Below are 26,270 nucleotides of genomic sequence, written 5' to 3'. Positions count from 1 at the left end.
CCCAACAAGCGGGGCTTTTACGCGTTCTGGGACGCCAAAAAGGCGCTCCATACCCGCCATTCATCGACCGCGATCGCGTATCCCTCGGCTCTCGCGCCGTCAGCGGGGGCAACGGATCGACGTGAGAGGATCGGTGTGGGGTGGCGATGATGACGAAGCTGCGCGGATGTCATGTCGCCTCCATGACGGCAGCCTCTCTGAGTTTTTCGGCGAGCGCCTCTCAAGCACCAGGGACGAAGGTTGGGGCCGCGGTCATTCTGAGAGCCTGCGGCTTGAGCTGGTTCCATGCTGTTGTGCAAGTGCGGCCTTTAAAGCCTCGATCGTGACGCGGATCCGTTCCGCGGCCTTCAGGTCAGAGTGAACCACCAGCCAGATGTCGCGCCGGAAGACGGGTCCATCGCCGCTCACGGCGACAAGCATCCCGTCCTCGTCAGCCATGAAGTCTGGCAAGATCGCGATGCCGGCGCCGGCCTTTGCTGCCGCAAGCTGGATTTCTGCGGTGCTGGCGGTGAAGGCGATGGGCCTGCCTGCGGCGATTTCCCGAAGTCTCACCTCTTGCGGCGCGGTCGCCATGGACCCGTCATAGCCGATGAACGTCCAGTCTGGCTCCGACGTCTCCTTCAGATAGGCCGGGCTCGCATAGAGACGGAACGCCATCACGCCGAGCTTCATGATCGTAAAATCCCCCGTCTCAGGGCGGCTCAGGCGGACGGCGATATCGGCCTCGCGTCTTTCCAGGGCGGAACTGCGGAATTCGCCGAGGAGACGGATCTCCAGTCTGGGATGGCGTTGTCGCAAAGCTGCGAGCGGCGCGGCAAGCCGGGCGGCCGCGTAAGCCGGCGGGGCGCTGATGGCGACGTTTCCGCTCAATTCGGCGCGCGCTCCGGCCGCCGCGCGTGCGACCGCTTCGGCGCCCGATTCCATGGTGCGGGCGAGGGCCGCGATCCGCTCTCCGTCCGGCGTCAGTGTCAGACGCCGACCGCGCCGGTCGACCAGCTTGACGTGAAGATGCGCCTCGATCGCGGCGATCCGGCGGGCGACCGTTGCATGCTCCACCCCGAGGATGCGCGCAGCGCCTGCGAGACTGCCTTGGGTGGCAAAAACCGAATAATGGCGGAGGTTCTCCCAATCCATATGTCAATATATTCACAAGGCGAGTGCGGAAAAAGGGAATTTTCTCACGTCCTGCGAACCGCCATCATCGTGGCGAACAGATGGAGGCCCAGATGGTGGAGTTTGAGGTTCGGATTGCAGCGCCCGGCGGGCCGGAGGTGCTCGAGGTCGTGGACGCGGCGCCCAGGGAGCCGGGTCCCGGCGAGATTTGCCTGCGCCAGCACGCCATTGGCGTCAGTTTCATCGACATCTATCACCGACGGGGGCTTTATCCGTTGCCGGCGCCAGGGGTTCCCGGTGTCGAGGGTGCGGGGATCGTCGAGGCCATCGGGCCGGATGTCGAGGGACTTCGGGTCGGGGATCGTGTCGTCTATGCCGGCGCCCCCGGCGGCTACGCTTCAACGCGGCTCGTGCCCGCCTGGCGAGCCGTCCGGCTGCCGCCGGAGATCCCTTTCGAGATTGCCGCGGCGTCGATGCTGCGTGGCCTGACCGCGCATATGTTGCTCACGGTCAGCCATCCGGTGCGGGACGGATCCGTCCTTCTCGTTCATGCCGCCGCCGGTGGCCTCGGCGTGATGCTGACCCGCTGGGCCAAAACGCTCGGGGCTGTGGTGATCGGAACCGTCAGTACGCCGGAGAAGGCGGCTTTCGCCACAGCCAATGGCGTCGATCACGTCATCGTCGGGCGCACCGCCGATGTGGTGCGCGAGGTTTCGGATCTGACGGGCGGACGGGGCGCCGATTTTGCGATCGATGGCATCGGCGGGGACATGCTGCGACAATCGCTGCGGAGCGTCCGCCCTTTTGGCGCCGTCGCCAGCATCGGCTGGGTCGCGGGCCCGGTCCCGCCGATCGGGATCGATGAATTGGGAACGGCGACATTGGCGAAACCCAGCGTCATGGCCTATGCGGCCGATCAGGCGCGCTATCCGGAAGCCGCGAATGCGGTCATCGGGGCGTTCGCATCCGGGATCACCGCAGAGATCAGCGGACGTTACCGACTGAACGAGGCGGCGAAAGCGCAGGCCGAGCTCGAGGCCGGGCACACGACCGGCAGCCTGGTTCTTCTGCCGTGAGGGGCGATGCATCGGGCATGACGCGACGGCGCGACGTTGACGGGCGCAGCGCCGGATATCATCCCTCCGCGGAAAGGAGGGCAAAACCGACGGATGCCACCAGCATGACCGCAAAGACGACATTCACGGCGCGTCCGATCGCGGGGTCCGTCAGAATTCGTGAAAAGACCGCGCCAAAGGCGAGCCATGCCGTGTTGACGATGACGATGACGAGCGCGAGTGCGGCGAGCTTGTAGACGGCATCGGTCGTGAGATCGTCCGCGACGACGGTGTGGCCGGCATAGACCGCCCCGATCGCGGCAAAGGCCTTCGGATTTGCAATCGCCAGACTGAAGCCCGGCACGAAGGCCGGCGCCTCTTGCGCGTGCGGAGCGAGGGGCCCGACGGGCGCGGTGGCGATTTTCCAGGCGAGATAGAGGATGTAGATCCCGGCGAGGATCGTCAGCGCCGTGAGCAAGACCGGCTGGGCCAGGATCAGCGTGGTCACGCCGGTTGCGATCATCAGGAGAACGCCGGTCGTGCCCGTGATGATGCCGACAAGGTAGCCGAGGCTGGAGCGAAAGCCGAAGGCCATGCCGAGACCGGCAAGGCTCATCGTGGCGGGGCCGGGACTTCCCATGAGCGGAAGCGCCGCGAGCCAGAGCAGAAGAATTTCATTCGCCATAGGCGAGGCCCATGCGCGGAGCCGCGCGCTCCTGAACGAGAAGATGCGCGATCGCCGAGAGGACGCCAAGGCCGATCGCGAGATACCAGATCTGATCGTAACTTCCGTAGCGATCGAAGAACACGCCGCCGAGCCAGACCCCGGCGAAGCCGCCGAGCTGGTGGCTCAGGAACACGAAGCCGAACAGGGTTCCCATCGCGCGCGGGCCGAACATCGTTAAAACCAGCGCGCTCGTCAGCGGCACGGTCGACAGCCAGAGGCCGCCCATGACGAGTGCGAAGACCATGACCGAAGCGGGCGTCACCGGAAGCGAGATGAAGACGAGGATCGCGAGCGCCCGCAGCGCATAAATCGCGGCAAGCACATAGGGTTTTGGAAATCTGGTCCCGAGATGCGAGGCAAAGAGCGTGCCGAAGATGTTTGCGAAGCCGGCCAGGGCGAGCGCCTGAAGGCCGAGCGCCCGCAGCTCCGCCGCAGAGGCCGTCGAGACGCAGAAATTCTGCACGTAGTTCGGAAGGTGCGCGGTGATGAAGGCGAGATGGAAGCCGCAGACGAAGAACCCGGCACTGAGCAACGTATAGCTCGAATGTCCGAAGGCCTTTCGGACGGTTTGCGCGATCGACGCGCTGTCGGCATCGCCGATCCTCGGGCTGCCGTCGGTGACGTGTGCATGCAGAAACGGAATGCACAGGGCCATGGGGGCAAGCGCGAAGGTGACGACGACCAGCGTCATCCGCCAGTCGAGCCATTCGATCAACCAGGAAACCAGAAGCGGCAGGACGACCTGTCCCGTCGACCCCATGGCGGAGGTGATGCCGAGATAGCGAGCGCGTTTCTCCACGGGCGCCGCCCGTCCGACCACCGCCAGGACGACCCCGAACGCCGTGCCGGAAATCCCCATACCGACGAGGAGGCCGGCGCCCAGATGCTGCGCCAGCGGCGTGGTGCCGACGACGGTCACCAGCATCCCGGCGACATAGCAGAGAAAGCCGAGCCACAGGGCGCGACGGTCCCCGAACTTGTCGGCGATGATCCCGAAGCCCGGCTGCGCCAGGCCCCAGACGAGGTTCTGGATTGCGATCGACAGCGAGAAGACTTCGATACTGCCGCCAAAAAGGTCGCGCGACAGGGGCTCGATGATGCCGCCGAAGACCGATCGGACGCCGAAGGCCAAGGCGAGCACGACGCTGCCGGCGAGCACGATGATCAGGCTGCCGCGATCGTCACTCCCTCGACTTTCACGTGGGCGATTGTCGGTGCCGCGATTGTCATTGCCGATGGTCGGTCTGTTCGCGGTCATCTCGCGTCCGCCTTCTCACATCACCTGTCTGAACCGTGCGCGGGCAGATTGATCCCAATATCGGGATTGACCGGGAGGCTAGCAGCGCTCTAGACTTTTTAATAACGAATATTGGTGAAGTTCGGATTTTGATTTCTTGAAGTATGTTCGGTCTTCCAGGTCGGCGCCAGGCGGTTGGGAACGGCGACGTCCTGAGGGGGAGCTCCTTCACCGGAAAGCGATGCCGCAGGGACCTCACCCGATACGAAAGACCCAGTCATGATGATCGCCCACTACTCCCACCGTCTGCCCGCCCACTACGACATGGGCCTTATCCGCTCGCGGGTGAATGACCGCAGCGGCCAGTGGTCGGCGGTGCCGGATTTGTATTTCAAGGCTTTTCTCGTGCGGGAGATCGGCCGTCTCGGTGCCGTCGCAAACGACTATTCTTCCCTCTATCTCTGGCGCCAGGAGGACGCCTTTCGGACGTTTCTGAGCGATGGTGGGTTCGACGTCGTGACCCGTTCGTTCGGTCGTCCGTCCATAGCGACCTACGTCGCCTTGGAGGCCCGGCGCGGCGCCGGTGCGGCCGCGAAGTTCCTTGCGATGAGCGAGAGCGACATTCCGGTCGATGCCGATTTGACGGCGGCTCTGGCGGGCGAGGGGGCGTGGTGCCGCGAGGCCGCTTCGGCCAGCGGCACCGTGGTGGCGACGGTGGGCGTGGATACGCGTTCGTGGCGGACCGTGCGGGTTTTGATCACGGAGGGGGAGAGTGCAGACCCGAAGGCGACGCACTACGAGATCTGTCACCTGGCCCGCCCCCAGTTCGATACGCTGCCGCTCAGCGAAGCCGTCGGCGGGTGAGCGCGGTCTCGTCCGGAGCCGTGAGGATTGGTGCATGTTCAGCCACGTCACGCTCGGAACGAACGACATGGAACGGGCGGCGGCTTTTTACGACGCCTTGCTAGCGCCGCTCGGGCTGCGGCAGCGCGTTGTCGAGCCGGACGGGGGGCCGGAGGCACGTTGCTGGATTGCCGAAGGTCAGCAATTGCCGTGCTTTTATGTCTATGCCCCGTTCGACGGAGCACCGGCGAGCGTGGGCAATGGCACGATGGTGGCTTTTGAAGCGCCATCCCACGCGGCGGTCGACAGTGCCTATGATGCGGGATTGGCTTCGGGGGGAGTGGATGCCGGGCGCCCCGGCCCGCGGCTGCATTATGGTGACGGATATTACGGCGCCTATCTCCGCGATCCGGACGGCAACAAAGTCCACGTCGTTCACAGGGGTGATCTGCGATGAGAGACATCTCCGGACGCCCTGGCGATGACCGAGGCGGCAGAGCATGGCGCCGGGCGGGCGCCTACCAGCTCGGCCGGTAGGTGAGGATCTTGACCGCGGCCGCACCGAACAGAACGCCGAGCAGGGCATCAACGGGGCGCCGGATCGAGAGGTAGAACCGCGAGGCGGTTTGCGTGGAGAACAGATAGGCGTAGCCGACGAAGACCGTCATCGCGACGAACGCGCAAATGAGGATGACGGTCATCAGGAAGGCGGCGGGCGCCGTTTCGCCGACACCCACGGACAAGGTCGCGAGCCAGACCAGAGGCGCCTTGGGATTTGTCAGGTGGAGCAGGAGCCCCTGCGCGAAGCAGCGCTTGAGGCTGCCCGTTCCTGCCGATTTGGGCGTGGCTGCAGGCCCTGCCGTGAAGGCCGAGCGCGCGGATCTCGCCGCGAGGAAGATCAGGTAGAGCCCCCCGGCTGTTTTCAGCGCCAGGAAGAGCGTTGCGGAGGCCTTGAGCGCGGCGACAAATCCCAGTGCCGCGACAAAGGCCCAGACCATGGAGCCGAGAACCACGCCGCAGGACAGTGCGACGGCCGGGGCGCGGCCTCTCCCCATGGCCGTTCCCATGATCATCAACGTCGCCGGACCTGGGCTTGCGACGCCCACCGTGAAGATCGACAGGATGACGAGGAGGTTCGGCAGGTGCTGCCAGAGCGTATCCGTCGTCATGGGGTGGAATTCCGGTGCGGCGCCACGCGATCGATCGTTTCCCGGCGCAGCGCCTCGCAGAGATCATGCGCGGCGGGCGTCGCGTTTTGCGACCTGAGAAGCCTCAGCTCGATCGCAGGGAGGGGCGGCAATCCGAGACCGTCGTCGGCGCAAACGATGTCTTCGGGCAGACCATGCCCGGTTCTGACCGCGATCCCGAGCTTTGAGCGCAGCGCGCCCCAGATCCCGGGCAGGCTCGGTGTCGTCACCGACACGCGCCAGCGTCTGTCCGCCTTGTCGAGTGCGGCAAGCGTCGCCTGCCGGAAGAGACAGGGATGATCGAACATCACCAGCGGAACCCGGTCCTGCATGCTCTGGCCGGCAACGGCTTCGTGCATGAGCCATCGCATCGGCAGACGGCCGAGAGGCTCTCCGTCGCCGCCGGCGCCTTCCGGGTAAAAGACGATCGCCCCATCGAGACGCCCGGCCCGGATTTCGTCACTCAGAGTGTGGTTCGGACCGGCGCGGACTTCCACATGCGCCTCGGGATGGTCCGCCGCGAACGCGGTGAGCGTGGCCGGCATCACATCGTCGAAGAAATCCTGCGGCAAACCCAGGCGCACGGTCTCCGAGGCGACGGCCGCACCCAATGTGCGCGCGGCTTCGTCGTTGAGGGCGACGATCTGGCGGGCATAGGCGGCCAGAGCCTCTCCGGCTTCGGTCGGAACCAGGCCTCTGCCTTTTCGGACGAAGAGCTGGGTGCCGGCCTGTTGCTCGAGCTTTTTGAGCTGCATGCTGATCGCCGATTGCGACCGTCCGAGTTCGACCGCCGCCCGCGCGAAACTGCGCAGCTCGATGCCGGCCACCACGGCCCGCAAAGCCTCGATATCGAAGGCTGGATTCACTTCTCGATTCCTGAAGTGGAAGTTTGAATGTATTCACTATTCAAAAGCGTAGGGCGCTATCAGCCTCACCGTCAATCCCGATGTGTGCGGATTGCGCCTGCGCGGCCGCCCGGCAATCCTCAGCAGCCTCGCAAGATGCGGAGCTTTCTGCGGCCAGAACAGGTCTCGATCCCAACCATCCGGTCGGCGAGGCCGGTGGCGTCTCCACGAAATCTCAACCGTTTCTCGACCGGGTGTCGAAGGGCGCATGCCAGTGAGGGGATCGGACCCCGAAACGGATATGTTGCATGTCGCCCCGCCTTTCGATCATCGCCTTCGGCCTTTGCGCCGCCGGGCTGTCGTTGTTCTTGATGTTTCGCGGCGAGGCGGGATCAGAGCTCCAAAGCGCGTCGTCTGAGGCGCAGGGACCGACGCAGGTCACCACCATGACGCTTGCGCCGGAGCGCGTCGTCTTGATCGACGAATTGCCCGGGCGCGTGGCCGCCTACCGAAGGGTCGAGATCCGGCCTCAGGTCGGCGGGATCATCAAGAAGCGGTTTGCGGAAGGTGGGACGCAGGTCGAGGCAGGCGACATCCTGTTCGAAATCGATCCGGCCCTGCTTCTTGCCGATCGCGAAACCGCGCGCGCCGGCGTGACGCGTGCCGAAGGGGCGCTGGAGCATGCGCAACGCGGCCTGAAACGCGCCGAAAAGCTCGTGGCGAGCAAAGCGACGAGCCGCAAGGATTACGAAGATGCTCTCAACGAGCTGACGATGGCGCAGGCCAATCTCGCCGAGGCGCGTGCGGTCTTTTACCGGCGCCAGCTCGACCTCGATTTTGCCACCATCAGGTCGCCGATCAAAGGCTATGTCGGGCGCACGCTCGCCGACGAGGGGGCTCTCGCATCGACGTCCAGTCAGACGGAACTCGCCGTGGTGCAGGAACTGGACCGCGTCTATGTCGATCTGCGCGTACCGACAACCAAGCTCGACGGGTTGCAAAGGGCCGCGAGGCAGGGGCTCGGGCCGGTCGAGATCCTGGATGCGGAGGGCAGGCCGCATCCCCGTCCGGGCAAGCTCGTTTTGTCGGACGTGACTGTGGATACGGGGACCGGCAACACGACGGTCCGTGTCGAGGTGGAAAACCCCGGCTTGCGGCTTCTGCCTGGAATGTACGTTCGGGCAAGACTGCCGCGCGGGCTCCTGCCCGATGCGTTGCTGGTGCCGGAAGATGCCGTCGTCCGCAACGGTGCCGGCGAGGCGCAGATCGTGGTCGTCGCCGACGACGGGCGGGCCTCGCGGCGCGATGTGGTTCTCGGCGACGCCATCGGACGGCGTCTTGTCGTCACCTCCGGGCTGAAAGCCGGAGAAGCCATCGTCGTTCGCGGACAGGACCGCGTGCAGGACGGGATGAGCGTGAAAAGGGTCGCCGCCACGCAGGCTGCCTCACCGGCCACCGACAAGCTCTAGAGATCAGATCCCATGCCGCAGTTTTTCATCGACCGCCCGGTCTTTGCCTGGGTGATTGCGATCTTCATCGCGCTCGCCGGACTTGTCGCCATTCCGCAGCTGCCGGTGGCCCGGTTTCCCGTCATCGCGCCGCCGAGCATCAGCATTTTCGCGACCTATACCGGCGCGACGGTGAAGACCGTCAATGACAGCGTGGTGACGCCCATCGAGAAGGAGCTCTCGAGCGTCAAGAACGTGCTCTATTACGAATCCAGTGCGGACTCGACCGGTGGTGCCAACATCACGGTGACGTTCAAACCCGGAACCAATCCGGAATTGGCACAAGTGGACGTTCAGAACCGCCTGAAGGACGCCGAACCGCGCCTTCCGGAAGCCGTCCGGCGCGCCGGCATCAGTGTCGAGGCGGCAGAAACCGGCTTTCTCATGGTCATCACACTGAAGTCTCTCAGTGGCGAAACCGAAGAGCTGGCCCTCGGCGACTATCTGACCCGCAACATCAGCGAAGAATTGAAGCGGGTGCCGGGCGTTGGCCGCGTCCAGCAGTTCGGCTCCGAACGCGCCATGCGCGTCTGGGTCGATCCGGCGAAGCTGGCGGCCTACGACCTCACCATGGCCGACGTCACGGAGGCCATCACGCGCGAAAACGCGCAAGTCTCGCCTGGACGGGTCGGAGACGAGCCGACAGTTCCGGGGACGAAGATCTCGACGCCGCTGACGGTGCATGGCCAGTTGACCACGCCGGAGGAGTTCGCCGCGATCCCGCTCAGGGCACAACTCGACGGCTCGCGTCTTCTCCTGTCGGATGTCGCGCGGGTGGAACTCGGCGCTCAGACCCTTGCCTTCAGTGTCAGCAGCAATGGCAAGCCCGCGGCCGCCGCCGCGATCCAGATGACGCCCGGCGCCAATGCCGTCAGCACCGCCGCTGCGATCGAGAGGCGCCTGGCCGAGCTGCAGCTCGCGATGCCGAAGGATATGGCGGTCACGATCTCCTACAACACCGCGCCATTCGTGAAAGTGTCGATCAGCAAAGTCGTGCAGACGCTGGTCGAGGCGATGGTGCTGGTCTTCCTGGTCATTCTGCTGTTCCTGCAGAAGATCCGCTATACGCTGATCCCGACCATCGTCGCGCCCATCGCGCTTCTGGGCACCTTCGCGGTGATGATGGTCGTGGGCTATTCGATCAATGTCCTGACCATGTTCGGCATGGTGCTCGCCATCGGCATCATCGTCGACGATGCCATCGTCGTCGTCGAAAACGTCGAGCGGATCATGTCGCGCCAGGGCCTCTCGCCGAGGGATGCCACCCGTCAGGCGATGCGCGAGATTTCAGGCGCCATCGTCGGGATCACGCTGGTTCTGGCCGCCGTCTTCATTCCGATGGGGATGGCCGGCGGTTCCGTCGGAGCGATCTATCGCCAGTTCACCGTGTCGATGGCGGTATCGATCCTGTTCTCCGCCTTCCTCGCGCTGACCCTGACGCCCGCACTCTGCGCGACGATCCTGAGGCCTTCGAACACGCATGCCACAAGCGGGTTCTTTGGCTGGTTCAACAGAAAGTTCGATGCCTTGAGCGCTGGCTACACCGGCGTCGTCGGCTGGATGCTGCGGCGGGGCGGGCGGATGCTGGTCGTCTATGCCGTGCTGTTGGTGGCGCTCGGCATCGGCTATGCGCGGGTGCCGACGTCGTTCGTGCCGGAAGAGGATCAGGGAAACTTCATGGCGATGTTCGAGCTGCCGGCCGGTGCCACCGCCGAGCGCACGCGCGAGATCGTCGCAACATATGAGGACCACACCGCGTCCCGTCCCGATATCGTCGAGAGCATCGTCATTCTGGGCTTCGGATTTTCAGGCTCCGGCCCCAACGCGGCGCAAGCCTTCACCAGCCTGAAGGATTGGAGCGAGCGCGAGACCACGGTGAACGAAGAGATCGCGGCGGCCGAGGCGGCGATGGCGGATATTCCCGAAGGCACGGCGATGATCATGAAGCCGCCGGCGATCGAATCTCTCGGCACCACATCCGGCTTCGCTCTCCGGCTGGAGGATCGCGCCAATTCCGGTCCGGCCGCGCTGAAGGCGGCTGAAAACCAGCTGATCGGGCTCGCATCCGAGAGCAGGCTTTTGACCGGCGTGATGACGGAGGGTCTGCCCGACGGCCAAAGCATCGCGCTCAGGATCGATCGTCAGAAGGCGCTGGCGCTCGGCGTTTCCTTCTCGGCGATCAGCGACATGATTTCGACCGCGATCGGATCGAACTACGTCAACGATTTCCCGAACAAAGGCCGGCTTCAGCAGGTGGTGGTGCAGGCCGATGCGCCGGCCCGGATGCATGTCGAGGATGTCCTGCGTCTTCAGGTCCGCAACATCGAAGGCGGCATGGTGACGTTGTCCGAAGTCGTCGAACCCGTATGGGAGACATCACCCCTGCAATTGGAGCGTTACAACGGCTATCCGGCTGCGCGCATCTCAGGTTCGGCCGCGCCGGGGGTGTCGAGCGGCGCGGCGATGGCCGAGATGGAGCGCCTGGCGCAACAGCTGCCAAAAGGCTTCGCGCTCGAATGGACCGGGCAATCGCTGCAGGAAAGGCAATCCGCGGCGCAGGCTCCCATGCTCCTGGGCGCCTCGATGCTGGTGGTCTTCCTGGTGCTCGCGGCCCTCTACGAAAGCTGGTCGATCCCGCTCGCGGTCATGTTGGTGGTGCCCCTCGGCGTCCTGGGTGCGGTCATGGCCGTGCTGGCGCGGGGGATGGAGAACGACGTGTTCTTCAAGGTGGGGCTGATCACCATCATCGGACTGTCCGCCAAGAACGCCATTCTGCTCGTCGAGTACGCCCGACACCTCAGGAACGACGGAATGAGCCTCTATCGGGCGCTGCTGCGGGCATCCCGGTTGCGGCTTCGGCCGATCGTGATGACCTCGCTCGCCTTCATCCTGGGCGTCGTGCCGTTGATGCTTGCACAGGGCGCCGGGTCTGAAATCCAGAATGCCATCGGGACCGGCGTGTTCGGCGGCATGCTTTCCGCGACGGTGCTGGCGGTTTTCTTCGTGCCCGTGCTCTACGTTGCCGTCAGCAAGCTGAGCATGCCGAAATCGTGGCGAAAGACCTGAAACAGGGGGCTCGGGCAAGTGAAGCTGCAGGTGCGGGTGTCGGGAATCGAAGAATGGCCATCAACAACGCTTTGATTTTGATCATCGAGGACGAGCCCGAGATCGCCGACATCATCGGGACCTACATGTCGCGCGAGGGGTTTCGGACCGTCACCGCGGGCGATGGGCGTGTCGGGCTCGAGCATCATCTGCGCCTGCGGCCCGATCTCGTGGTCCTCGACATCAAGCTGCCGGGACAGGACGGTTATGAGGTGCTGGCGGCGATCCGCCGGCGTGGCGATACGCCGGTGATCATGGTCACGGCGCTGGCAGAGGATCTCGACAAGCTTCAGGCTCTGCGCATCGGTGCCGACGATTATGTCGTCAAACCGTTCAACCCGCTGGAGGTGGTGGCCCGCGCCAAGGCCGTGCTGCGGCGAACCATGGGGCGCGGCAGCGAGCAGGTGCTGCGCGTCGGGCCGCTGAGCGTGGACCCGCAGGCTTATCGCGTCGCGGTGGAAAGTCCGACCGGCCCCGTGGCGCTCGAGCTGACGCGCACCGAATTTCGCATTCTCGCGCATATGGCCGCGAGCCTCGGCAAGGTGTTCGAGCGCTCCGAACTGGTCGATGCGTGCCTGCCGGAAGGCGAGGCGCTCGACCGGACGGTGGACAGCCATGTCAGCAATCTGCGGCGCAAATTGGCGGCGGTCGGGGCCGGCGGGTTGCTTACGGGTGTGCGTGGCGTCGGCTACCGGCTGGACAGCCCTCATGTCTAGAAACCTGAATTCCCTGATCGTCCGCGCGATGATCGCATTGACCCTGCTCGCCTTCGCCGTCGTCTATTTCGGGCTGACCGCATATTTCTTCTTCATCTACGAATGGCTCTATCCGGAGTTCACCGAAGACGATTTCCTGCGCACCGGTGACGTCGTCACGTTGGGGCTGCTTCTGGGGATCGGCATATCGACGGCCTCGTTGCTCGGCTGGATCCTCGCGCGGCGGATCGTGGAACCGTTGAAATCGGTGGCCGGGGCCGCGCGCCGGGTCGCGGAGGGGGATTTCTCCGCACGCGCCTCCCTGCGCCGGGGCAATTTCGGCGAGGCGAGCGATCTGGTCGACGACTTCAACCAGATGGCAGAACGGCTGCAGCGGGCGGAGGCGGAGCTGCAATATTCGAATTCCGCGATCGCGCATGAACTGCGCACGCCTTTGACCATCCTGCGCGGGCGATTGCAGGGCCTGCTGGACGGTGCTTTCGCCCCGAGCGCCGCGCTCTACGAAAGGCTCATCGAGCATGTGGACGATCTGTCGGCGATCGTGGAGGAATTGCGGACCCTGGCGCTGAGCAATGCGGGTCAGCTCGATCTGCAGTCTTCGCGTCTCGATCTGGCGGTGGAGGCCGAAGCGGCGCTGACCTCGCTCGAGGATCAGCTCGGCAAGGCCGGGATCGCCACGACCCTGGCGTTGAGGAGCGCCGTCACGAGCGCCGACCGTTCGCGTGTGCGACAGGCCTTCGTGGCACTTCTCGAAAACTGCTGCCGCTATGCACCGCAAAGCACCGTCCATGTCGAGACCGGCGCGGAGGGGCAGCATGTCTTCTTCCGCTGCAGCGACACCGGGCCCGGCCTTTCCGACGAGGCCCGCCCGCGCGCTTTCGAGCGGTTCTGGCGGGCCGACGAGTCGCGAGGGCGGAGCGGCGGCGGCTCTGGCCTGGGCCTGCCCATCGTCAAGGCGATCGCGCAGGCGCATGGCGGTGATGCCTTGATCCTTCCGTCCGACGGCCCTGGCCTTGTTGTCGAAATCCGGCTGCCCGTCGCAGGCACGCCCCTGCGGATCGACCGGCGGCCGCAACCCGCATCGGAGAGGTATGCGCTCTCTGGTCGGTCGGTCGCTCACCTGACCTCGTTCAGGCGCGATCTGCGTTGAACACCGTGGCGGTTCTGGGCGTCGCTCGTCTCATGCAGATCAGGGCGGCGATGAAGAGCGCGGCGCTGGCGATCAGGAGCGAGGTGTCGAAGGACTGGCTCTGGCGATAGAGCGCATTGGTGACGAGGGGTCCGACGATCTGGCCGACCCCGTAGGAGGCCGTCATCACCGCCAGGATGTTGACGCGGGCCTTGGCTGCGATCTTGCGGGCGGCGGGCATGGCGATGGTCACCGTCCCCATGAATGTGCCGCCGACGAGAAGCGCGCTCGCGAGCGAGGCCGCCGGCATATGGATGACCGGCAGGCCGACGCCGACGGCCTGGACCAGCAGATTGGCGACGAGGCTCTTTGCGGTTCCGAGCCGGCGATGAAGGGCGTGCCAGAAAAAGCAGGACGGCACGGCGCCGAGCCCGAACACGGCCCAGATGTGCAGCGGATTGAGGTCCGCAAACGAGGTCCGCACGAGGAGCGGCAGGTAGGTCGCGGTGATGATGTAGCCGAAGCCCGCGAGGCCGTAGACGAGGACGAGGCGGCCTGCCCCGAACGGGACCGAGGCCTCGCCGTCGACCTCATGCGGCAGGGTCGGAGCCGGGGCACTGTCGACGCGGGCCTGCAGGATGATCGTGAGAACCGTGAGCGCCAGTGCCGCGGCCGCGAGAACGAGCCAGATGGCGGGGCTTTGCAGACCCAGGACATCGCCCGCCGCGACGAGCTCGGCGGAGACGAGGATGCCGAGGCCAACGCCGGCGAAGAGGGCCGGGGCGCCGTCGTGATGCCCGCGTTCATGGATCAGCCAATGGGAGGCGGCGACCATGGCGACGGCGCTGAAGATTCCGGCGAAGCCGCGCACGGCGACGATGAGCCATTCCGGCAGCGGCAGGCCGAGTGCGGCCAGCGAGGCGACTGTCGCGATGGCGGAAAAGGCGCAGAGCTTGCGGCCGGCTGCGCCCGTGACGAGGCCCAAGAGCAGCGCTCCGATGAGGTAGCCCGCATAATTGGCGGATGCGGCGTACGAGCCGCCTTCGACGGAGATCTGGCCGCTCTTGACCATCAACGGATAGAGGCCGGTGAAGGCGAAGCGGCCGAAACCCATGCCGATGACGAGGATGAGGGCGGCCGCGATCCCCGCCAGCCGTTCATGGCTTGGCAGCTCGCTGTGAGACATCTCAATGCGGGGCATCGGCGATCTCGGGGATGTCCGAGAACGCACGAAGCGTCTCGCGGAATTGCAGGACAGCCGGGGTCTTAAAGCCCGGCCTTTCGGCGAGACAGGTCGCGACCGTCATCAACGGCTTGATCGTGAATCGATCGGCGTCCGGCACGAGATCGAGAACGCTGCGCGGCAGCAGCGAGAAGCAGGTTCCTGCCGCGGTCAGGGCGACCATGGCGTGATAGGATCTGACCTCCTGGAATTGAAGCCGTGCGGGCGTGGTGCCGCCATCCGTCACCCATTCCTCGGCGAGCCGGCGATAGGTGCAGCCGGGCGCGAATGCGGCGAGCGCGCGGGGCTTGATCTCTTTGGCGTGTTCGATCTCCGGGTGCCCGGGCGGCAGCAGGAGCACGAGCTCTTCGCGGAAGAGCGGCGTCGTCGCGACCTCGTCGGGGCCAAACCCCGCGTCGCCGGGCGGCAGGGCGATCAAGGCGCAGTCGATCCGATGCGCGAGCAGGGCGTCGACGAGCTGGCGGGTCGGCGCTGTGACGAGCTCGATCGTCACCTCCGGCCATTTTGCGTTGAACTCGGCCAAGGGCAGGGGCAGGCGGGCCGCGACGGTCGATTCCATCGAGCCGATGCGCAGAGTGCCGACGGGCTCTTTCGGGTTGACGACCTGCTCGGCTTCCTCCGCGAGATTGAGGATGCGTTCGGCATAGTCGAGATACGCCACGCCCTCGGCCGTGAGTGTCATGGCCTTTCTGTCGCGCTGGAACAGCGGCACGCCGATCTCGGCCTCGAGCTGCTGAATGCGCGTGGTGACATTCGAAGGCACCCGCCCGAGAAGATGAGCCGTGCGGGTGATGCTCCCTTCCCTGGCCACGGTGCGGAAGATGGCGAGCGATGCCAGATCCAAGAAAATTCTCCAATGCGAAATATAGTGGCCAGTTTGTTCATATATTAAGAATAAGAGTCAACGGCTTTTTCCGTCCGAAGAACATTTCCGGCCCGTGCCGGGTATGTGAGACGGTCTGCTAGGGTGTCAGGAAAGATAAGGACGCCGCAGGAACGGAATGGATCATCTCGACAGGATCAGCATGGCCGAGGCGCGCCGGATCGCGCTCGCGGCACAGGGATTTGGTGTCGCTCGTTCGGCCAATCCGACCTCTGCCAGTTTGCGTCGGGTCCTCGACCGGGTTCAGCTTCACCAGATCGACAGCGTCAACGTTCTGGCGCGGGCGCATTATCTTCCGGCCTTTTCCCGACTCGGCGCCTATGACCGCGAGCTTCTGGACAGGCTCGCCTGGGGAGCGAAGCGGCAGCGCAAATTGTTCGAATACTGGGCGCACGAAGCCTCGCTCGTGCCGTTCGAGGTGCAGCCTTTGCTGCGCTGGCGCATGGCGCTGGCCGATCGCGGCGAGGCGGGCTGGACCTCGATGCGCCGATTTGCGCGCGAGCATCGGGCGGAAGCGATGGCGGTGCTTCAGCGGATCCGCGAGGAGGGGCCGCTTTCCGTCTCCGATTTCGAGGCGCATAAGGGCCGTCCGGGCTGGTGGGAATGGAGCGGCACCAAGCGGGCGCTCGAATGGCTGTTCTGGGCAGGTCACCTGACGACGGCGACGCGGCGGGGAAATTTCCAGCGGGTCTACGACCTTCCCGAGCGCGTTTTACCCGCCTCTGTCCTCGATCAGCCGACGCCTTCGGAGGCGGATGCCCATCGCGCCTTGATCGAGCGTGCCGCACGGGCGCACGGCATCGCGACGGATCGCGAATTGCGGGATTATTTCCGGCAACCGCCGGGTCCGGCACAAGAGGCGATATCTGCGCTTGCCGAGGACGGGGTCCTGTTGCCCGTGAGCGTGCCGGGCTGGCGTCACGCCTGGCTCCATCGCGAGGCCCGCCGCCCGCGCCGGATCAACGCGACGGCGCTGCTTGCCCCGTTCGATCCGCTCGTTTGGGAAAGAGACCGCGCCGAGCGGCTCTTCGGCTTCCGCTACCGCATCGAGATCTATGTCCCGGCGGACAAGCGCCAGTACGGCTATTATGTGCTGCCGTTCCTGTTCGGCGACAATCTGGTGGCCCGCGTCGATCTCAAGGCGGACCGACCGAACGCACGGCTTCTCGTGCAGGCGGTGCATTTCGAGGAGGATGCGCCGGACGAAAGCCGTGACGCGCTCTCCGGCGAACTCGAAAAGATGGCGGCGTGGCTCGGGCTCGACGAGGTGTCTTTTGAGCCCGGAAGGGCGTGACGGCGTGGCGCCGGAGCGCGGCCCGGGACTGTCTGCGGCGTGTCAGAGCTCGGCCCTGCTCTCCCATTCCTTGCGCAGGATCGCGTATTGCATGGTGTTTTCGAAGATCGGATTGCCGGCCTCGTCCTTCATGAACGAGACGTATTCGATGAAGAGGCCTTCGCGGCGCATGCCGAGCCGTTCGCAGAGGTGCTGCGAGGGATAATTGGTGTCCTCGACATAGGCATAGAGACGGCGCGCGCCTTTTTTCGTGAAGAGATGCGCGAAGAGGGCGCGGGCGGCCTCCGTCGCATATCCCGCGCCGGAGAAAGCCTTGTTGAAGTTCCAGCCAAGCGCATAGGTGTCGTCGCCTTCCAAAACGGCGAAGAGATCGCCGATCATCTCGCCCGTGTCGCGCAGGCAGACGGCGACATTGCTGTCGCTTTCGGCGCGCTTTTTCACCTCGTCTTCCGCCGCGGCGAGATCGGCGAGCCGCATGGAGAAAAAGCAGCTGACCGCCGGCTCCTGCAAATAGGCGAAGAGGCCGGGTGCGTCGCGCTTCTCGAAACGCCTGAGGATCAGCCGGTCCGTCTCGATAGGCTGCATTTGTCCCTCTCTACGCGGTTGGCGCTGTGTCTCGATGAAAGCGAGGCCTGGCGCGCGATCGTGTCAGCGGTGCGGCAGCGCCTCAGATGCCGATGCGGGTCAGGTCCGTATCGAGGGCGAGGATTTCGCCGACGGGGCGGCCGGGCTCGAGGGTCGGAGGGACGAGCCGCATCGCCGCGTTCGGGATGTCGGTCGCCATGGCGACGGCCTCTTCGAGGGGGAGGCCGACATGGAAGACGGCGTTCCTGAGGCAGGTGAGAAGGTCGACATGGGCGCCGGCAAGAGCGCCCGCCGCATTGACGAGGGCCCCGTCGCGGACGCGAATTTCCTCGCCATAGAGCTCGAAATGGTCGGGCCCGCCGACCGTCGCCATGGCGTCGGAGACGAGGAAGGTGCGGTTTCTGAGCGGGCGGGCGCGGCAGGCGATCGCGACCATCGGCCAGGAGACATGATGGCCGTCGACGATGATGCCGGCATAGGCGTCGCTCGCGAGCGCCGTGCCGAGGATTCCGGGCGCGCGCGAGGTCATGGGCGGCATGGCGTTGTAGAGATGCGTGAAGCAGGCAATGCCCGCGGCAAGGCCAGCCTCCGTCTCCGCGGCATCGGCGGCGCTGTGGCCGGCGGAGACGACGACGCCCATCGCCGCGATTTCACGGATGAGGTCCGGGGGGACGGTTTCCGGCGCGAGCGTCAGCATGACCGGGATATCCGCGGCGCGAAGACGTTCCAAGATCGCCAAGGTGGCGCGATCCATCGGCCGCATATGGGTGGCGTCGTGGGTGCCCTTGCGCTCCGGGTTGAGGTGCGGGCCTTCCAGATGCAGGCCGAGGAGACCCGGCATGCCCCAGGCCTCGATCACCGCCTCGGCGGTCGCGCGCATGCGTTCGGCCGTCGTGGTGATGAGGGTCGGCATCAGGAAGCCAGTGCCGAGGCGGCGCTGGGCGGCGATGATCGTCTCGATCGCGGCGGGGCTCGCATCGGAATTGAGCATGACGCCGCCGCTGCCGTTGACCTGAAGGTCGGTGAGGGCGGGGATGAGGAGATGCGGGGTGAGATCGGGCGTCTCACGCGGGCCAAGCGGCCGGATGCGGTCGATCGCGCCCGCCTCGATCTCCACGGCAAGGCCGGTCTCAAAGCGGCCATCCTTCCAAAGACGGGTCGGAGCGATAAGGCGGGTCACGAGACGAGATCCTCTGAAAGGCCGGGGCGAAGCCGATGTGCAGCCGGCGCGGAGGCTGCGAAATGCCGAGGGTTCGGGCGCTCTGTCCGGCCGGCGCGCGAATGGACCGGAGATACGCGCGCCGGCGGGTGCCGGCAAGAGAAGCGGCGGCTTCAAATGCCTCGCTCATGCAAGCTTCGGCGGCAGGGAATGCGATTGCGGTTGCCAATTGCCGCAAGGCGTGGTTCAAGGGCGTGATGACCCCGCGCGTAGAGGCGTTCGTCGCCGTCGGTGGTCACAAGCAACTTTCCGTATCGATCGTTGCCCCGAAGGCGCCCGTTGAGGCGTAAGCTCCCGGCAGCTGATCTACGCAGGCTTCCAAAACCAAGTGACACAGCTCGCGCCGGCCGTCTCAGGCTGGCCGCGACGAGAAAGCTCATATTGACACTTTTCAATGAACTCGGCCTCGCCGAGCCGATCCTTCGTGCCGTTGCCGCCGAAGGCTATACCAATCCGACTCCGATTCAGGAGCAGGTCATCCCGACCATGCTTGCCGGCCGCGATCTTCTCGGCACGGCGCAGACGGGAACCGGCAAGACGGCGTCCTTCGTGCTGCCGCTGCTCGACAAGCTCAGCCGCACCATGGTGCCGGCCGCACCGCGCACATGCCATGCCCTCATCGTCGTGCCGACGCGCGAGCTTGCCCAGCAGGTCGCCGACAGCGTGCGCAATTATGGGCGCTTCGTGAACATGTCGTCGGCGGTCGTCATCGGCGGCGCCCGGCCCGGGCCGCAGGTGAAGGCGCTGTCGCGCGGTGTCGATTTCATCATCGCGACGCCTGGCCGTCTTCTCGACCATATGCAGACTGGCGCCGTCCGTCTCGACCAGACCAACGTCGTCGTGCTCGACGAGGCCGATCAGATGCTCGACCTCGGCTTCATGCCGGCGATCCGCAAGATCCTGGCGAAGATGCCGCGGGAGCGCCAGACGGTTCTCCTCTCGGCGACGATGCCGCCGGCGATCCGCAAGCTCGCGGGTGATTTTCTCCACCAGCCGGCGGAAATCTCCGTCGCCCCGGTGTCGCGCCCGATCGAGCAGATTGCACAAAGCGTCATCAACGTTGCGAGTGCCGGCAAGCGCGACATGCTCGTCGATCTCCTCGGCGCTGCCGATATGGAGCGGGCGATCGTCTTCACGCGCACCAAGCGCGGTGCCGACAAGGTGAGCCAGCATCTCGACAAGGCTGGGCTGCGCTCAGCGGCGATCCACGGCAATAAGAGCCAGAATCAGCGTGAAAAGGCGCTCGGTGCCTTCCGCAACGGCCGTGTCGCCGTTCTGGTCGCGACCGATATCGCAGCGCGCGGCATCGACATCGACGACGTTTCGCATGTCGTCAATTTCGAGCTGCCGAACGTGCCGGAGGCCTATGTGCACCGCATCGGGCGGACCGCGCGCGCCGGCAAGAGCGGCATCGCGATCTCGCTGTGCGATCATTCCGAGCGGGGTCTTCTGCGCGACATCGAAAAGCTGATCGGCAAGAGGATCGATGCGCATGGGGCCGCACCTCGGCGCGAGGCGTTTGCGGACCAGGGCGGGGCCGAGGTGGTCGATGAAACAGATGAGGCGCCGTCTGCAGACGTGCGCCAGCAGGCGGGCGAGCGGCGCGACGAAAGATCACGCCAGCCTGGCAAGCGCAATTCTCCCTCACGCAACCGCCGGCGTTCGGGCAACAAACCCGCGGCCTTCGAAGCTCGCTCCGAGGGGCGCAACGAAGGGCGGAGCGACGGGCGGAATGAAGGCCGCAACGGCGACGCCCCGAAAGGCGGCCGCAACCGCAGGCCGGAAGGTGCCGAAGGAGGCCGTTCGGCCAAGCGGGCCGAGGGCGGCGCGCCCAAGAGCCGCAAAGGTGGCTCGGATGGCCGGCGTGACGGGGCCCGCCGCGACGGCGGCCGCGGCAACGAGGGCGCCCAGGCCGGTCTGGAACGGATGCTGCGCAAGAGCAGCAAGCCAAAAACCGGGGCGGGCGACAAGCAGGTCGCCGCGCGCTGAAGACAGCGACGCCACGCAAGTTTGAGAGGGCCGGCCGCCATGTGCGGTCGGCCTTTTTTGTGCCCTCGGGCACCCTTCGGCGTGGTCCGTTGCCGGCAAAGGAAAGCCGTGCCGGGCATGGCTGCTCAACGTGCACGGCATTGACAATTATGGCCATTCGCCGGCAGATGGGGGTGTCAACGGTTTCCGGACGCAAAGCGACCGGATTAAAAGGGAACACGGTGAGGCGTACCCAGCAGGGACCAAAACCGTGGCTGCCCCCGCAACTGTGAGCGGCGAGCAGGGCTTCAACATGTCACTGGCGCATTGGCGCTGGGAAGACGAAGCCATGCTGTGACCCGCAAGCCAGGAGACCTGCCGCTGACGCGCGACGCCGGGCGACCGGTGCCGCACCGCAACGGACGCCGGGGTGAGCGTCTGGCGGTGGAACGGCGCCAGGAATCCGATTTGCGCCCAATCCTCGCCAAAACCCCGATCGTCCTTTCCGCATCACTGTCGCGGTTCGTCCGCTGCAGTCATTGGAGAGACGATACGAATGAACCTTCGTAAGTTTGCCTGTGCCGCCCTCACATCGGCGGCGTTTCTTCTTCCCGCCGCAGCCGAAGCGCATTTTCAGCTGATCTATACGCCCGAGGTGAATCTCGCCGAGCCGGGCGACGTGCCGCTGAAGCTCATCTTCTGGCATCCCTTCGAGAACGGCCATGTCATGGATATGGGCGCGCCGGAAGAGTTCTACGCCGTCTTCCGCGGCAAGAAGATCGATCTCAAGGACAGCCTGAAGCCGATCTCCTTCGAGGGGCTGGAAAACAGCGCGCAAGCCTTCGATGCCACGCTGCCGGCGAAGCGCGCCGGCGATTACACGCTCGTCGTCGTGCCTCAGCCCTATTACGAGGAGAGCGAGGACATCTACATCCAGCAGATCGCCAAGGCCTATCTGAACCGGGCGCAATTGCCGACCGATTGGGCCGAGCCCAAAGGGCTTGCGACGGAAATCGTGCCGCTCGATCGCCCGACCAACATTCTGGCCGGCTCCACCTTCACGGGCCGTGTCCTGTCGGAAGGCAAGCCGGTCGCGGGTGCCGAGATCGAAGTCGAATACATGGCGGCCGAGCCCTCCATGGACGAGAACAAGCCCACCGAACCCAAAGCCTCGCCGATGCCGGGCGGTGCCGTCATCGCGATGAGCGACGAGAACGGCTACTTCACCTTCGGCGTCCCCAAGGCCGGGTTCTGGGGCTTTGCCGCGCTCGGTACGGGTCCGAAGACGGAGTTCGAGGGCAAAGAGCTCTCGCAGGACGCCGTCATCTGGGTGCGCGCCTACGACGTCGAATGACGGCAGGAGGGATCGATGCATATTGTCGACGGAGCTCTCGCCAATGACGTCGTCATCGGGGGAGCGGTGTTGGCGGCCGGGGGCATTGCGCTCGGCCTCAAATCGCTGACGGCGGAAAAGATGCCGGCCGCCGGGGTGTTGAGCGCGACGTTCTTCGTCGCCTCGCTCATCCATGTTCCGATCGGTCCCTCCAGCGTGCATCTCATCATGAACGGTCTGGCCGGGCTGGTGCTCGGCTGGGCCGCCTTTCCGGCGCTGTTCGTCGGGCTTCTTCTGCAAGCGGTGTTCTTCGGCTTCGGAGGGCTCACCGTGCTCGGGGTGAATACGCTCAACATCGCGCTGCCGGCAGTGATCGTCTATTATCTGTGCCGACGCGGGATCGCCTCCAATTCGCTGACGGTCGCCGCGATTTCAGGCGCCATCGGCGGGGGGCTCGCGATCGCGCTGACGACGGCGTTCGTCGCGATCGCTCTGGCGCTGTCCGGCGACGAATTCATCCCGGCCGCCAAGCTCGTCTTCTTCGCCCATATCCCGATCATGATCATCGAAGCTCTGGTGACGGGGGCGGCCGTGGTTCTGGCCCGCCGCGTCAAGCCGGAGCTCTTCGCCACTTTCAATCGATCCGCTGCCGAGGAGGTCGCGCTATGAGAAAGCTCTGCGCAGCCCTCGTTTTCCTGGCTCTTCTGCCCGCATCGCAGGCTCTCGCCCACAAGGTCATCGCGTCCGTCTATGCGTCCGGCGACGTCGTGGAAGGCGAGGTCGGCTTTTCCAACGGCGATATGGCGAAAGATGCGACGGTCGAGGTGTTCGACGACAACGGCAACAAGCTCGGCGAGGCGGTAACCGACGAGACCGGCGCCTTCACCTACAAGCCCGAAAAGGCGGTGCCGCTCGTCTTCAAGGCCAATCTCGGCGCGGGCCATGTGGCGCAGGTGCGGATGTCGGCCGAGGAGTTGCCGGAGATCGGCGGTGCGGAGGCCTCATCGCCGGCGCTGGTCGCTGCCGAAGCTGCGGCCGGTGCCGAGCCGGCGTCTTCCGGGACTATGGGGGCGACCGCCCAAAGCTCCGGCGTCGACCTCGCCGCGCTTCTTGAAGCACAGCACGAGATGATCACCGAAGCGGTGCAGAAGCAGGTGATCCCGCTCCGGCGCGATATCGACGCCTATAAGGAGAAGCACGACATGCAGAGCATCCTCGGTGGGATCGGCTATATCTTCGGCATCTTCGGCGTCGCGTTCTATATCGCGGCCCGGCGCAAGATGACGGCGGCCTGACGATGAGCCACGTTCTCTCAGCCGGACGGCGCGCGCTCACCGATACGGGCGAAGCCAAGGGCACGCTGATCGATGGCATCGACGTGCGCACCCGCATCGTCGTTGCTGTCGCCTTCGCCATCGTGATGGTGAGCCTGCAGGATCTCGCCGTTTTGGCGACCGGGCTTCTGGCGGCGTTCTTCCTGATGCTGTCGGCGCGGCTGCCGGTCGGTCGGACGCTCAAGCGCATGGCGATGATGGACAGCTTCATCATCTTCCTGATCGCCATGCTGCCCTTCACCGTGCCGGGCGATGCGATGTTCACCGTCTTCGGGTTTGCGGCGAGCTGGCAGGGGCTGCGGCAGGCGGCGGAGATCGCGCTGACGGCGAATGCCGTGATCCTCGCCTTGATGGCGCTCGTCGGCTCCACCGAGCCGGTGACGCTCGGCCATGCGTTGCGGCGTTTGATGGTGCCGGAAAAGCTCATCTACCTGCTGATGTTCACCGTGCGCTATGTCGACGTCCTGCAGCAGGAATATCAGCGTCTGCGCATGGCGATGAAGGCACGCGGATTTCGCCCCTCGAACAACCGGCACACCTATCGCTCCGTCGGCTATCTCGTCGGGATGATGCTGGTGCGGGCGATCGAGCGCTCGGAGCGCATTCTCGGCGCGATGAAATGCCGGGGCTTTACCGGCCGGATGCCGCTTTTCGACACGCTCGCCTTCACCTATCGCGATGCGGTGTTTGCAGCGGGGGTGACGCTTTTCCTCGCCTCGCTCATCGGCGCGCAGGCGATCCGCTGAGGCCATGACGCATGTCTGAACTCATCGCCCTTTCAGATATCCATTTCGCCTATCCTTCGGGGCCGCCGGTCCTCAAGGGCGTCGATATGTGTCTGATGCCGGGCGAGAGGCTGTGCATCGGCGGCCATAACGGTGCGGGCAAGTCGACGCTTCTGCACATCATCGTCGGGCTGTTGCGGCCGTCGCGTGGCCGCATCACCGCCTTCGGAGCTCCGCGGCGCGAGGAGAAGGATTTTCACGAGGTGCGCTGCCGGGCGGGCTTCGTCTTTCAGGATCCCGACGATCAGCTCTTCTGCCCGACGGTCGCGGAAGACATCGCCTTCGGGCCGCTCAATCTCGGCAAGAGCCGCGACGAGGCGATGGCGATCGTCGATGAGGTTCTGGAGCGGCTCGACCTCGTCAGTTTCCGCGACCGCATCACCCACAAGCTCTCGGGCGGCGAGAAGCGGCTCGTCACGCTCGCCGCCGTTCTGGCGATGGAGCCGGAGGTTCTGCTTCTCGATGAGCCGACCAACGCGCTCGACGTCGACAACAAGGCGCGGCTGAAAGAGATTCTCCTGTCGTTGCCGCAAGCGATGATCCTCGTCTCGCACGACCACCGTTTCCGCGGCGATGTCTCGACCCGCACCGTCGTCATGTCGCATGGCCGGCTGGTGGAGCGGGACATGCATTGCACGGCAACGGACGAGGCCGGGTAGGCTTCAGGATCGGATGGCCGGACCGTGCGTTGGCCGGCGTCCAAAACTCCTCACGCTTTCAGCCGTTTCGGCGGCAATTACAGGCCATTTATCGGCTCATGAGCGCGGCGAACGTCAGTGAGCTATTTTGATTGTCGTATCCCCTCCCGGGGGATAGGATCATTTGCATGCAGCACGGTTCACACGGCGACGTCGTCAAGCGGCTGAAACGGGCCGAGGGACATCTCAGGCATACGATCGAGATGATCGAGGAGGGGCGTCCCTGCCCGGACGTCGCGCAGCAGCTCCACGCCGTCTCCAAGGCGATCGAGCAGGCGAAGCGCCTCTATATCCACGACCACATCGACCACTGCCTCGACGGCAGCATCGAAGACGGGGCGGACCGCGCGAGCCTGGTCGAAGAGTTCAAGGAAATCTCGAAGTACCTGTGAGGGGATCGCCATGGATATGAGCGGGATGATCGCCGCGGGCGGCAGCAATCCGGTCCTGCTTGCGGCCATGGCGCTCGTTCTCGGCGCGCTGCACGGGCTGGAGCCCGGGCATTCGAAGACGATGATCGCCGCTTATATCGTCGCGATCCGCGGCACGGTGGGGCAGGCGGCCCTTCTCGGGGTTGCGGCGGCGCTGTCGCATTCGCTCATCGTCTGGGTTCTGGCGATCCTCGGCATGCGCTTCGGGTCCGAGTTGATCGGCGAGAAGACAGAACCCTTCTTCGTGATGATTTCGGGCGCGATCATTCTGGCGATCGCGATGTGGATGCTGTGGCAGACGCAACGATCTGCCGGGACGGGAAGAACACATCCGCATGGGGCGCATGATCACGGGCATGACCACGTGCATGGACACGACCACAATCATGGGCACGATCACGGGCATGAACATGGGCACGATCACCCGCATCCGCACGATCACTCGCACGCTCATCATCACCCGCATCCGCACGACCACCTGCACGCTCATGATCACCCGCATGAGCACGATCATGGGGGGCTCGATGCGCATGCCGCCGCGCATGCGCGCGATCTCGAAGTGCGGATCGGGGCGGGTAAGACCTCGACCTGGCAGACGATCCTGTTCGGGCTTTCCGGCGGGCTCATTCCCTGCGCCGCGGCGATCACCGTGCTGCTTTTGTGCCTCCAGATCGGAAAATTCTGGCTCGGCATCACGCTGGTGGCCGCTTTCAGCACCGGTCTCGCCTTGATGCTCGTCGCCGTCGGGGCCGTCGCCGCGCTCGGCATCGGCTTCATCTCCGCGCGCTCGTCGCGCTTCGACGCGGTGATGGCGAAGGCGCCTTATCTCTCTGCGATGCTGGTGGCGGCGATCGGCCTCTTCATGATCGTCTCCGGTTGGAGCCATGCCGACATGCACCTCCTTTGAGGGTGTCTCCGGCGCTGGCAAGCCTCGCTTGCGACGATTTCTCCGAGAAAATTTTCCGTCTTCGTCATCCGCGATCTCAATCGCGCACGATCTTGTGCTACGCGGCTGGCGTGGGAGGGCGCCTT

The 26,270-nt window shown here is 65.2% G+C and carries 25 protein-coding genes and 1 riboswitch; of the genes, 16 read left to right on the top strand and 9 right to left on the bottom strand.

Annotation, left to right across the window (positions count from 1 at the left end; all coding sequences use genetic code 11):
- Positions 1-252 precede the first annotated feature (252 nt).
- Entirely contained in the window at positions 253-1,134 is an 882-nt protein-coding gene (locus tag NYQ83_RS13060) for a LysR family transcriptional regulator (RefSeq protein ID WP_261215136.1), read from the bottom strand.
- A gap of 95 nt (positions 1,135-1,229) precedes the next feature.
- Between NYQ83_RS13060 and NYQ83_RS13055 the strand changes: the two genes are divergently transcribed.
- Positions 1,230-2,189: a quinone oxidoreductase family protein gene (locus NYQ83_RS13055; protein ID WP_261215210.1), complete on the top strand. Its 960-nt coding sequence runs from the start codon at positions 1,230-1,232 to the stop codon at positions 2,187-2,189.
- 58 nt (positions 2,190-2,247) lie between these two features.
- Here the strand turns inward: NYQ83_RS13055 and NYQ83_RS13050 are convergent, their stop codons facing one another.
- Both NYQ83_RS13050 and NYQ83_RS13045 read right to left on the bottom strand, forming a co-directional pair.
- Entirely contained in the window at positions 2,248-2,853 is a 606-nt protein-coding gene (locus NYQ83_RS13050; RefSeq protein WP_261215134.1) for a LysE family translocator, read from the bottom strand.
- Positions 2,843-4,153: an MFS transporter gene (locus NYQ83_RS13045; protein ID WP_261215132.1), complete on the bottom strand. Its 1,311-nt coding sequence runs from the start codon at positions 4,151-4,153 to the stop codon at positions 2,843-2,845. Before NYQ83_RS13045 ends, NYQ83_RS13050 begins: the two co-directional genes overlap by 11 nt.
- A gap of 258 nt (positions 4,154-4,411) precedes the next feature.
- Here NYQ83_RS13045 and NYQ83_RS13040 point away from each other — a divergent pair, with 258 nt between their 5' ends.
- A complete protein-coding gene (locus tag NYQ83_RS13040) occupies positions 4,412-4,996 on the top strand; it encodes a DUF4865 family protein (protein ID WP_261215131.1) in 585 nt (194 codons plus the stop codon).
- A 34-nt stretch (positions 4,997-5,030) separates the two neighbouring features.
- Positions 5,031-5,432 carry a VOC family protein gene (locus tag NYQ83_RS13035; protein WP_261215130.1) on the top strand — a complete coding sequence of 134 codons (402 nt, stop codon included), beginning with the start codon at positions 5,031-5,033 and terminating at the stop codon, positions 5,430-5,432.
- Between the two features lie 61 nt (positions 5,433-5,493).
- Here the strand turns inward: NYQ83_RS13035 and NYQ83_RS13030 are convergent, their stop codons facing one another.
- Complete coding sequence (locus tag NYQ83_RS13030; RefSeq protein WP_261215129.1) at positions 5,494-6,144, bottom strand: LysE family translocator; 651 nt, start codon at positions 6,142-6,144, stop codon at positions 5,494-5,496.
- Positions 6,141-7,028 carry a LysR family transcriptional regulator gene (locus NYQ83_RS13025; protein WP_261215128.1) on the bottom strand — a complete coding sequence of 296 codons (888 nt, stop codon included), beginning with the start codon at positions 7,026-7,028 and terminating at the stop codon, positions 6,141-6,143. Before NYQ83_RS13025 ends, NYQ83_RS13030 begins: the two co-directional genes overlap by 4 nt.
- Before the next feature lie 287 nt (positions 7,029-7,315).
- Between NYQ83_RS13025 and NYQ83_RS13020 the strand changes: the two genes are divergently transcribed.
- The 4 genes from NYQ83_RS13020 to NYQ83_RS13005 are packed head-to-tail and all read left to right on the top strand — an operon-like array spanning position 7,316 to position 13,486.
- Complete coding sequence (locus tag NYQ83_RS13020) at positions 7,316-8,476, top strand: efflux RND transporter periplasmic adaptor subunit (protein WP_261215127.1); 1,161 nt, start codon at positions 7,316-7,318, stop codon at positions 8,474-8,476.
- A 12-nt stretch (positions 8,477-8,488) separates the two neighbouring features.
- Positions 8,489-11,581, top strand: a complete 3,093-nt coding sequence (locus NYQ83_RS13015) for a multidrug efflux RND transporter permease subunit (RefSeq protein ID WP_261215126.1) — start codon at positions 8,489-8,491, stop codon at positions 11,579-11,581.
- A gap of 59 nt (positions 11,582-11,640) precedes the next feature.
- On the top strand, positions 11,641-12,336 hold the full coding sequence (locus tag NYQ83_RS13010; RefSeq protein WP_261215208.1) for a response regulator: 696 nt from the start codon (positions 11,641-11,643) through the stop codon (positions 12,334-12,336).
- Positions 12,329-13,486: an ATP-binding protein gene (locus NYQ83_RS13005; protein WP_261215125.1), complete on the top strand. Its 1,158-nt coding sequence runs from the start codon at positions 12,329-12,331 to the stop codon at positions 13,484-13,486. The genes NYQ83_RS13010 and NYQ83_RS13005 overlap by 8 nt, the downstream gene beginning before the upstream one ends.
- Here NYQ83_RS13005 and NYQ83_RS13000 read toward each other — a convergent pair.
- Positions 13,467-14,666, bottom strand: coding sequence for a YbfB/YjiJ family MFS transporter (locus tag NYQ83_RS13000; protein WP_261215124.1), 1,200 nt, complete (start codon positions 14,664-14,666; stop codon positions 13,467-13,469). The two genes, NYQ83_RS13005 and NYQ83_RS13000, sit on opposite strands and share 20 nt — an antisense overlap.
- Complete coding sequence (locus tag NYQ83_RS12995) at positions 14,653-15,552, bottom strand: LysR family transcriptional regulator (protein ID WP_261215122.1); 900 nt, start codon at positions 15,550-15,552, stop codon at positions 14,653-14,655. The genes NYQ83_RS13000 and NYQ83_RS12995 overlap by 14 nt, the downstream gene beginning before the upstream one ends.
- Before the next feature lie 157 nt (positions 15,553-15,709).
- On the opposite strand from NYQ83_RS12995, the gene NYQ83_RS12990 reads away from it, so the two are divergent.
- Complete coding sequence (locus NYQ83_RS12990) at positions 15,710-16,885, top strand: winged helix-turn-helix domain-containing protein (protein WP_261215119.1); 1,176 nt, start codon at positions 15,710-15,712, stop codon at positions 16,883-16,885.
- A 42-nt stretch (positions 16,886-16,927) separates the two neighbouring features.
- On the opposite strand, the gene NYQ83_RS12985 is transcribed toward NYQ83_RS12990, so the two are convergent.
- On the bottom strand, positions 16,928-17,470 hold the full coding sequence (locus tag NYQ83_RS12985; protein WP_261215118.1) for a GNAT family N-acetyltransferase: 543 nt from the start codon (positions 17,468-17,470) through the stop codon (positions 16,928-16,930).
- Between the two features lie 82 nt (positions 17,471-17,552).
- Positions 17,553-18,650, bottom strand: a complete 1,098-nt coding sequence (locus NYQ83_RS12980; RefSeq protein ID WP_261215117.1) for an N-acetylglucosamine-6-phosphate deacetylase — start codon at positions 18,648-18,650, stop codon at positions 17,553-17,555.
- Between the two features lie 420 nt (positions 18,651-19,070).
- Here NYQ83_RS12980 and NYQ83_RS12975 point away from each other — a divergent pair, with 420 nt between their 5' ends.
- The 8 genes from NYQ83_RS12975 to NYQ83_RS12940 all read left to right on the top strand — a co-directional run bounded on the left by NYQ83_RS12975 (position 19,071) and on the right by NYQ83_RS12940 (position 26,145).
- Complete coding sequence (locus NYQ83_RS12975) at positions 19,071-20,678, top strand: DEAD/DEAH box helicase (RefSeq protein ID WP_261215115.1); 1,608 nt, start codon at positions 19,071-19,073, stop codon at positions 20,676-20,678.
- Positions 20,679-20,841: 163 nt separating this feature from the next.
- Positions 20,842-21,055: riboswitch (cobalamin riboswitch) on the top strand.
- A 158-nt stretch (positions 21,056-21,213) separates the two neighbouring features.
- Entirely contained in the window at positions 21,214-22,011 is a 798-nt protein-coding gene (locus tag NYQ83_RS12970; protein ID WP_261215114.1) for a DUF4198 domain-containing protein, read from the top strand.
- A gap of 15 nt (positions 22,012-22,026) precedes the next feature.
- A complete protein-coding gene (gene cbiM / locus NYQ83_RS12965) occupies positions 22,027-22,659 on the top strand; it encodes a cobalt transporter CbiM (protein WP_128290943.1) in 633 nt (210 codons plus the stop codon).
- A complete protein-coding gene (locus NYQ83_RS12960) occupies positions 22,656-23,285 on the top strand; it encodes a cobalt ABC transporter permease (RefSeq protein ID WP_261215113.1) in 630 nt (209 codons plus the stop codon). Before cbiM ends, NYQ83_RS12960 begins: the two co-directional genes overlap by 4 nt.
- 2 nt (positions 23,286-23,287) lie before the next feature.
- On the top strand, positions 23,288-24,070 hold the full coding sequence (gene cbiQ, locus NYQ83_RS12955) for a cobalt ECF transporter T component CbiQ (RefSeq protein ID WP_261215111.1): 783 nt from the start codon (positions 23,288-23,290) through the stop codon (positions 24,068-24,070).
- 11 nt (positions 24,071-24,081) lie between these two features.
- Positions 24,082-24,768, top strand: a complete 687-nt coding sequence (locus NYQ83_RS12950) for an energy-coupling factor ABC transporter ATP-binding protein (RefSeq protein WP_128290946.1) — start codon at positions 24,082-24,084, stop codon at positions 24,766-24,768.
- A 167-nt stretch (positions 24,769-24,935) separates the two neighbouring features.
- The gene (locus NYQ83_RS12945) at positions 24,936-25,199 is read left to right on the top strand and encodes a metal-sensing transcriptional repressor (protein ID WP_261215110.1); all 264 of its coding nucleotides are present in this window, start codon (positions 24,936-24,938) and stop codon (positions 25,197-25,199) included.
- Positions 25,200-25,209: 10 nt separating this feature from the next.
- Complete coding sequence (locus tag NYQ83_RS12940; protein WP_261215109.1) at positions 25,210-26,145, top strand: nickel/cobalt efflux protein RcnA; 936 nt, start codon at positions 25,210-25,212, stop codon at positions 26,143-26,145.
- Positions 26,146-26,270: the final 125 nt, after the last annotated feature.

It is taken from the genome of Afifella sp. JA880, assembly GCF_025379905.1.
Taxonomy (GTDB): domain Bacteria; phylum Pseudomonadota; class Alphaproteobacteria; order Rhizobiales; family Afifellaceae; genus Afifella; species Afifella aestuarii.
The sequence above is the reverse complement of the archived record's forward strand: the minus strand, read 5'-3'. Positions and strand labels throughout refer to the sequence as shown.